The following is a 7,579-nucleotide window of genomic DNA, read 5'->3' as shown; positions in this document are numbered from 1 at the left end:
ATTTTTGTTTTGCCATTTTTTCCTCCATTTTTTATTATTTATTTTATATTATTTATCGACAATATTATATCACTTAAAAAATATAAAGTCAAATATTTACAGGTATAAATCTAACTACCTAAATTCATATATTGTTGTGAGATAATACATATGTAACAAAAAAATAAAAAAATCAATAGAATAATATTTAGAAATCTAACTAAATTCATATATTAAAATAAAATGTGTCCACAAACCTTTCAGTTCATAGACACACTTCAATATTCGAACATATTTATAAATATATTATAAATCTAATTACCAAACATATTCAACTTTTAAAGTACCTTTAGTATTAGCTCTGTCAAACTTAAATGGATTACTTCCAGCAGTAAATAATACTCTAGTTGAAACATTTGGTTTAACTGTTAATTTATCTTCTAAGAATTTCATTGTTACACCTAATTCAGGTTTGATTACTATATCATATGTATCATTACCATATGTTTTTAATTCATCGTTAATTCTATCTGTTAATTTTTTATCATCAAATTTAACATCATTAGTATATTGTTCAAGTGTTTTAAATTTATCTCCATCTAACCCTTGAGATTCAACGAACATTTTTAAAGCTCTATCTATTTCTTTTGATACTCCAGCATTAAATTCTAAATTTAATCCTGAGTTAAGTTCAACAATAGAGTTAATTTTATATCCTAATTTAGTATTTGATTCTACCATGTAATAATGACCATTATCTTCTTCTAATAAATCATATGCGTATCTTGCACCTAACATTTGTGAAAAGTCAACATTTCCATGTTTATAACTAACTTTTCCATTTAATTCTGCAAAACTATTCATATACATTCCATCGTATTCACCTTGGTAAACTCCTAACTCTAAATAATTATATGAATTTAAATTACTCTCTAATTTAACTTTTTCATTTACATCAACAGTCAACTTATTAGTTGTCCATAAGAATAAGTCATGAGCTTCAATATTAGTGTTAAGAAGAGTCTTACAGTTAGCAAATTTTAAATCTATCAATCCATATACTGCATCTGATTTATGTTCAAATTTCACTTTATCAGATTTAGGGTTAATTGTTAATCCTAATCCTCCTACAAATGAATTCTTATGATGTTTTCCATTAGAACTCTTTAATTTTTTAGACTCTAAAATATCAAATGCCTTAGCTCTTAAAGTTAATGATTCAACAGGTTTAACTTCTAATTTATTATCTGTTTTAAAGAAATTATCAAGCATTTCATCTTTTAAAGCTAATCCTGTTTTTAATTCATGTTTAACATCTACTCTATCAGTGTTTTCAGTACTGAACATAACTTTTTTATTATCATATTTAATACCAACGAAAACCTCTGGACTATGTTTCATATGACCTTTTTGTTCAGTTTTACTTGTTTCATAAATAGAAACAACTTCTGCTTTATAGTTTAATTTACCAGTTAATTCTAAGTTTTTAACACCTTTATATACTGCCTTATTTTCTAATCCAGCTTTTATTACTTGTGCTTCATCACTACCAGTAGAGCTAACCTTAACATGATTTATACTACCTAAATCAAAGTATGCTTTATGTTCAAGGCTTAAGTCTTTAACTAATCTATCTGTAGTAAGTTTAGCTTCTCCTTTTAATGTTCCACCTGTTTCTAAAGTTGCTTTTTCATCATCTTTAATCTTATTATCTTTATATATATTTGTTTTAGCAGTTCCTAATCTGTAAAATAATTCACCTGAAATATCTGCAGTTTCTAATTTAGTGTCTGCTTTAACAAAAGCGTTTAATCTATGTGTTTTATCTTTAAAATCTTCACTGTTATATAAAACACCTAATCTATAATTGATGTCATCATATTTACCATAACCAACACCTGATAATAATATAGTTTCTTTTTTTCTAAATGCGAAACCATTATCTCTACTAGCTTCTTTTGCATGTTCTTTAATTTGATCTTTAATATCTATATCATTAGTTCTATAAGCACCTGTTAAAATCATATTTGAATTTTCAGTTACTTTTGCATCAAATCTTGCTCCTAAATATAGTGGTGTTTTAAGTGAACCTGCTGTTGCAGTTCCTTTTAATTGTCCACCTGTAAATATAAATGTTTCTTTTTTAGAATCTAAATATAATCCTAAATCCATTCTAGTTGATAAGTCGTATTCAACTTTGTTGCTATTATCTACGTTTATTTTCGCTTCTGAGTTTGATTTAAAATATCCCGTAACATCAGCAAGCGAAGTTACTGAAATTAAAGCCAAAACTCCTAAAAATGCTTTTTTCATTTATGTTTCCTCCTAGATACCCTTTTTATTTTTATACCTAGTTAATTTTACCTTTAAAACACTCTTTTGTCAAGTTAAAATTTAAATTTAACACTATTTTTTTATATTTTCCATTATTTTTCCTTAGTTTTTCCTTATAATGAAAATATATGGTATTTACTAGGTTTTTGTATAATTTGATTTTTCTATTTATTTTAGTCATATTATTTCTAATGTAAAATAAATTACTTGTCTTATATCTAACCTTTCTTTTTACATATGACTATAAATTGTAAAAAGAGAGGTTTTACATATATGCCTCTCCTATAATTTATTTATTATTTAAATAATTTCTATTACTTGCCTTATAATTATATTTTTCAAGTTCTATAAGTCTTTCTATATTAATATCTATTTTTTCAAAAAATTCTTTTATTTCTTTTTCAGTATATTTATCTGTTTTAATTTTAAATCTGATTTTTTCTATAACTTTTTTATCAACTTTTACATGTTTTTTATTACTTGTTATTTCATTTAAAAATTTTGTAGCTTTTTCTATAGAATCATATGCTTCCCTTATATTTAACATTTGAAAAACATGTAGTTGTCCTGGATATTCAACTAAAGTAGCATCTACTCCACTCTTTTTTAGGTTATTATAGAAAACAACTGAATCATCTTGTAAAATCTCATAGTCAGATACATGTATTAAAGTTTTAGGAAATCCTTTTAAATTTTTCGCATATACTGGAGAAATATATCTATTTTTTTTATCTTTTTCTGCAATAAAATATGGCATATTTCCTAACATTTTCAATCTATTTTCAAAATTATATGGATTACCAAATAATACATCTTTTTTCTTATTTCTCTCCCTACTTTCAACCATATTTGTTGCATCTAAAAATGGCGACATTAAAAATATTCCAGCTGGTAAAGGAAGTTTATTATCTCTTAAATATAGTGCAGAGGTTGTAACTATATTTCCCCCTGAACTATCCCCTATAAATGCTATCTTATTATGAGAATATCCTAATTTAAGTGCTAATCTATAAGCATTTAAAAAATCCTTATTTTGTATAGGAAATCTATGTTGAAATCCCATATGTAAATCTACTATCATTACATCAAACCCTATAAGTTTTTTTGAAAAATTTAAATAAAAATCTCTTCTTTCTATCTTATATGGATTTAAAAAACTTCCACCATTACCAATTATTATTAATTTTTTTTCTGAATTATTTTTTGTATAATATTGTTCTATTCTTGTACCCTCTTCATCATATACTCTAAAATCAAATTCCTCTGGTACTACATAATCTTCTATTTCAAGACCTACAGATGTAAGTATAGCATACATAGAATCCCTATCCACTTTTGGAGATAGGTTATATGATATCATGGAATATATTTTAGATTTTCCTGAAACATTTTCAGGTAATTCAATATTAGAACATGATATTACAAAGAAAATAGTTATAAACCCTATAACAGCCTTAATTGTCTTACTTAGCATTAAATCTCACTATCTCTATTATTACATCTCTTGCTTTCATCATATCTTCTAAACAAGAAAATTCAAATTCTCCATGGAAATTTTCTCCACCAACAAATATATTAGGTGTAGGAAGTCCCATATATGATATTTTAGAACCGTCAGTTCCTCCACGAATAGGTATAATTTTAGGTTTAATATCTAAATTCTTCATAGCTTGTTCTGCAAGGTGTACACACTCCATATTATCTTTAATAATATCTCCCATGTTATAGTATTGGTCAAACATTTCATATGTTAAAACATTTCCATATTTTTCATTAATTCTTCTAGCTACTTCTTCACAGAAAAGTTTTCTTTCACTGAATTTTTGTTTATCAAAATCTCTAATAATATATGTTAAAGTTGCTAGTTCAATTCTTGATTCAACGTTATGTAAAAGATAAAATCCCTCATAACCTGAAGTATGTTCAGGAACTTCTTTTTCAGGAAACATCATAGCAAGTTCTGATGCAATAGTGTTAGCATTAATCATTTTATCTTTAGCTGTTCCTGGATGCACACTTACTCCTTTTATAGTATATGTAATTTGAGCTGCATTAAAACTTTCATATTGAAGCTCCCCTATTTCTCCACCATCCATAGTATATGCAAAATCAGCTTTAAACTCATCTACATTAAAATTATCTGCTCCCTTACCTATTTCTTCATCTGGTCCAAATGCAACTTTAACTGTTCCATGTGGTATTTCAGGATGTTCTTTTAAGAATTTCATAGCTTCAATAATTTCTACTATTCCAGCTTTATCATCTGCTCCAAGTAATGTTGTTCCATCTGTAGTAATCAATGTTTTCCCTATATAGTTTTTTAAATTAGGGAAATCTTTAGGAGATAAAATTTTTCCTAATTTTTCATTTAAAACTATATCTTTCCCGTTATAATTTTCAACTACATTAGGTTTAACATTTCTAGCTTCAAAATCAGCAGTATCTATATGAGATATAAAGCCAATAGTAGGCACTTCTTTATATATATTTGACTTTAATGTTGCATTAACAAAACAATAATCATTAATATATATGTCTTCTAAACCTATTTCTTTTAAATCTTCAACTAACATTTTAGCAAACTCATATTGAGTAGGTGTTGATGGTATAGTTGTTGATTTTTCATCAGATCTAGTTTCAAATTTTACGTATTTTTTAAATCTTTCTAACATATCATTACTCCTTTCCTTTTATAGATTAATTCTATCATAAATTATATATTTAAACAAGAAAAAAAGAGCCGAAGCTCTTTTTATCTTTACTTATATTTTATTACATATTAATCATGTATAAATTGTATTTAAACTATATCTTAGTAGATATTGTTCTGTTTATAACATCTAATTGTTGTTCTTTAGTTAATTTAACGAAGTTAACTGCATATCCAGATACTCTTATTGTTAATTGAGGATATTTTTCTGGATGTTCCATAGCATCTTCTAATAAATCTCTACCAAATACATTAACATTTAAGTGTTGACCTGTTTGAGCGAAATATCCATCTAATAATCCAACTAGATTAACTCTCTTTTCATCATCTTCCTTACCTAAAGTTTCAGGTGTAATAGCGAAAGTATAAGAAATTCCATCATTTGCATGTTCAAATGGTATCTTAGCAACTGATGCAAGTGAAGCTACTGCTCCATTAACATCTCTTCCGTGCATAGGGTTTGCTCCTGGACCAAATGGTGCTCCTGCTCTTCTTCCGTCAGGTGTATTTCCTGTTTTCTTACCGTACACAACATTTGATGTAATTGTTAATACTGATTGTGTAGGTATAGCATCTCTATACATTTTGTGTTTTCTAATTTTGTTCATGAATATCTTAGTAATTTCTACTGCGAAATCATCTGTTGAGTCATCATTGTTTCCGAATGGTACGTAATCTTCTCCCTCATTAACGTAGTCAACTGCATCTCCGTCTTCATCTCTTATTATTCTTACTTTACCATTTTTAATAGCTGCTAATGAATCTGCTACTATAGATAATCCAGCTATACCAAATGCTTGAGTTCTTTTAATATTTTTATCATGTAATGCCATTTCAAATGATTCATATGAATATTTATCGTGCATGTAGTGAATAATATTTAATGCTTGTACATAAGTTTGTGCTAACCAATCTAATACTTTATCATATTTTTCCCAAACTTCATCAAATACTAAGTAATCACCTTTAATTGGTTCAAACATTCCCTCAGGAGTTACTTGTAATTTTTGTTTTTCATCTTTACCACCGTTAATAGCATAAAGTAATGCTTTAGGTAAGTTTACTCTGGCACCGAAAAATTGCATTTGTCTTCCAATAGTCATAGGAGAAACGCAACATGCTATACCATAGTCATCTCCAAATGTTGGTTTCATTAAATCATCATTTTCATATTGTAATGAAGATGTATCTATAGATACTCTAGCACAGAATTTTTTCCAGTTTAAAGGTAAATCTTGAGCCCATAATACTGTTAAGTTTGGTTCTGGTGCTGGTCCTAAGTTATATAATGTGTTTAAAATTCTAAATGAGTTTTTAGTTACAAATGATTTTGACCCATCAAGTGTCATACCACCTATTGATTCAGTTACCCATACTGGATCTCCAGAGAATAAAGCATCATATTCAGGTGTTCTTAAGAATCTAATTATTCTTAATTTCATAACAAAATGATCTATCATTTCTTGTGCTTCTTTTTCAGTTATTCTTCCCTCTTTTAAATCTCTTTCAATAAAGATATCTAAGAAAGTAGAAGTTCTTCCTATACTCATCGCAGCTCCATTTTGATCTTTAGTTGCTGCAAGGTAAGCAAAATATGTCCATTGAATAGCTTCTTGTGCTGTTGTTGCAGGTTTAGAAATATCATAACCATAGCTTTCAGCCATTTTCTTTAATGCTTTAAGTGATTTTACTTGTTCAAAAATTTCTTCTCTTTGTCTAATAACATCTTCTGTCATTTCAGTTGGTGTTAAGTTGTTCCAATCTTTAGTTCTTTCTTCGATTAAGAAGTCTACTCCATATAAAGCTACTCTTCTATAATCTCCTATTATACGTCCTCTACCATAAGCATCAGGTAATCCTGTAACAACTCCTGTTTTTCTTGCTTTTCTAATTGCATCTGTATATGCCGAGAAAACTCCGTCATTATGAGTTTTTCTATATTTAGAATAGATATCTCTAGTTGCTGGATCTAATTTATATCCAAAAGCTTCTAATGAATTTTCAACCATTCTTAATCCTCCATTAGGGAAGATTGCTCTTTTTAATGGTTCATCTGTTTGAACTCCAACAATTTTTTCTAAATCTTTATCAATGTACCCAGGACCATAAGCATCTATTTGAGATGGTATTTTAGTTTCAGCATTGTAAATACCTTTTTCTCTTTCAATTGCTAATTTTGGTTTTAATTTGTTCCATAATTCTGTTGTTGCCTCAGTTGGTCCTTCTAAGAAACTGTCATCTCCAGTATACTCAGTGTAATTTAATTGGATGAACTCACTGATGTTGATTTCTTTCATCCAGTTACCTTCTTTAAATCCTCTCCAAGCTTCCATAATCTCATTCCTTTCAAATATGTTTTATATATATTCTACACTTTAATTGTAATACTAAAATCAATTTATTTCAATATAAAAAATGTTTTTTTTCAATATTTTATATCTATTATTTATTGAAATAATGTAAAATTGTTATTTTTATCACAATATTATTTTTATAATTCAAAATGTTTTTTGACAAATTCCATAATATGAAATAAAAACAATAAAATTTGATTTT

At 27.3% G+C, this 7,579-nt stretch carries 4 protein-coding genes; all 4 read right to left on the bottom strand.

The genetic code is table 11. The features are described from left to right. Positions 1-297: 297 nt before the first annotated feature. A complete protein-coding gene (locus BT993_RS04420) occupies positions 298-2,292 on the bottom strand; it encodes a hypothetical protein (protein WP_072593413.1) in 1,995 nt (664 codons plus the stop codon). Positions 2,293-2,602: 310 nt separating this feature from the next. After that, the gene (locus tag BT993_RS07195) at positions 2,603-3,787 is read right to left on the bottom strand and encodes an alpha/beta hydrolase fold domain-containing protein (protein WP_083557389.1); all 1,185 of its coding nucleotides are present in this window, start codon (positions 3,785-3,787) and stop codon (positions 2,603-2,605) included. Then, positions 3,777-4,985, bottom strand: a complete 1,209-nt coding sequence (gene pepT, locus BT993_RS04405; protein ID WP_072593412.1) for a peptidase T — start codon at positions 4,983-4,985, stop codon at positions 3,777-3,779. The genes BT993_RS07195 and pepT overlap by 11 nt, the downstream gene beginning before the upstream one ends. Positions 4,986-5,118: 133 nt before the next feature. Then, positions 5,119-7,356: a formate C-acetyltransferase gene (gene pflB / locus BT993_RS04400; RefSeq protein WP_072593411.1), complete on the bottom strand. Its 2,238-nt coding sequence runs from the start codon at positions 7,354-7,356 to the stop codon at positions 5,119-5,121. Between the last annotated feature and the right edge of the window lie 223 nt (positions 7,357-7,579).

This window comes from Streptobacillus ratti (genome assembly GCF_001891165.1).
In the GTDB taxonomy this organism is placed as follows: domain Bacteria; phylum Fusobacteriota; class Fusobacteriia; order Fusobacteriales; family Leptotrichiaceae; genus Streptobacillus; species Streptobacillus ratti.
Note: the sequence above shows the minus strand (reverse complement) of the source record. Positions and strands in the feature narration are given on the sequence as shown.